Source organism: Nocardia puris, from assembly GCF_003315035.1.
Lineage (GTDB): Bacteria > Actinomycetota > Actinomycetes > Mycobacteriales > Mycobacteriaceae > Nocardia > Nocardia puris.
On sequence record NZ_QNRE01000008.1, the window covers coordinates 210,623 to 211,659 of the forward strand.

Sequence of the window (1,037 nt, forward strand, 5' to 3'; positions counted from 1 at the left end):
GTCGCCGCGGGCCGGCGCGGCGCGGCGTACGCTGCGCGCGGCTCACCAACCGGACTCGTGCACGCCGGTGTCGGCGGGCGGCCGGGTGTGGTCCCACTGCTCGACGTCATGGAACTCGGGTCCGGGCGCGATGTCGGCGGCGCGGTCGGCCGCGCCGGGTGGCGATGTCGGCACGTCCGGCGGCGTCGGCACCATGTCCTGCACATCGGGTATGCCCGGCACGAAGTCGGAGAGCTTGGGCATCCTGGCGTGCTGTGCGTGCAGCGAGTCCATGATCTCCCGCGTCCGGCCCCGCACCTGCGCCGCGGCGTCCTGGGCGGCGGCCGTGACGGCGGCGGCGACCTCATCGTGGGTCAATTCCCCGACGTCCGGAGCGAACCGGGTCTCTATCACCTCCCCGTTCGCGTTGACGGTGACGCGCACCCGGCGTCCGCCCGCGTACGCGGTGGCGGTGAGCCGCGCCTGCTCCCGCTGTGCCCGCACGATCGAATCCAGCCCGGACCGCACCGTATCCATGAGATCCGCCAGCTGAGCCTTGGCCATCCGCTCGGCCATCGCCGCACCTCCCGAATCGTGTGTCAGAAGTTCGCCGCTGCGGCCGCGTCGGTGTTCTCCAGCAGGTCCGCCGAGTCCCGCAGGGCGGTCGAATACGACTCGAGCAGTGCTGGTTTCGACTCGAAGGCGCTCTCGACATTCCGCGCGGACGCGAGATAGCCGTTGCCGTCCGCGAAACTGCGGCCGTATTCGTCGTCGCCCCACTTCCCCTCGTTCGGCGCCGCCGAGGCGAGCAGGGTGGCCAGAATCGTCCGGAACCGATCGGCCATGCCGTCGAGATCTCCTGCCACGCCGCGCAATTCGGATTCCAGCCGCACTTCGTCAGTCACGCCGACCTCCAGGTGTCCACCGATCAACCGTTCGATGAACAGTCTCGGCCGGTCCTGTTAACCGGGCATGACACCCAGCGAACAGAATCGCGATTCTGTGTTAACACAGTCCGGCGCGGTTGCGGCGCAAGCGGATTCAGCGCCGACGCACCC

General features: G+C 69.6%; 2 protein-coding genes. Both read right to left on the reverse strand.

Translation table 11 applies throughout. From position 1 onward, the window contains the following. Positions 1-42: 42 nt before the first annotated feature. Entirely contained in the window at positions 43-555 is a 513-nt protein-coding gene (locus DFR74_RS20935; protein ID WP_067507497.1) for a YbaB/EbfC family nucleoid-associated protein, read from the reverse strand. Between the two features lie 23 nt (positions 556-578). Continuing rightward, positions 579-884, reverse strand: coding sequence for a WXG100 family type VII secretion target (locus DFR74_RS20940; protein WP_147265865.1), 306 nt, complete (start codon positions 882-884; stop codon positions 579-581). Between the last annotated feature and the right edge of the window lie 153 nt (positions 885-1,037).

What these genes read in the sequence shown, in the direction of transcription:
- DFR74_RS20935 (WP_067507497.1), bottom strand. Translation starts at nt 555, where the DNA reads ATGGCCGAGCGGATGGCCAAGGCTCAGCTGGCGGATCTCATGGATACG.